Source organism: Vibrio neptunius (assembly GCF_000967495.1).
GTDB lineage: Bacteria > Pseudomonadota > Gammaproteobacteria > Enterobacterales > Vibrionaceae > Vibrio > Vibrio neptunius.
Genome location: NZ_JXXU01000076.1, coordinates 1 through 288 on the forward strand (window position 1 = coordinate 1; position 288 = coordinate 288).

1 protein-coding gene is annotated in these 288 nt (G+C 52.4%); it reads right to left on the minus strand.

Going from position 1 to position 288, the window contains the following annotated elements:
• A partial coding sequence (locus TW84_RS24645; protein ID WP_045977638.1) for a hypothetical protein occupies positions 1–288 on the minus strand: 288 nt, incomplete at both ends.

The following is a 288-nucleotide window of genomic DNA, read 5'->3' on the forward strand; positions in this document are numbered from 1 at the left end:
ATTGCCACTGTCATCAATAAACGCCGCCGCTTTGGCTTTGCCGTTGTTGTCTGTAGTCACGCCATCGACATCGCGCACCACAAGTTGGAAACGTTCACTGCCTTCGTGTACTGGCGCTGCGTTGTCATCCACAGTATCGACTTCAACAAAGATGTCCTGTACACCCGCTGGCACGGAAATCTCACGACCAGTAAAGTCCAGATAGACTTTATCGTCACCGTCGAGATAGTACGCGCGCATCTCACCGATATCGTCCGCTTCGGCGGTATTGGCCTTGCCGTTGGTTTT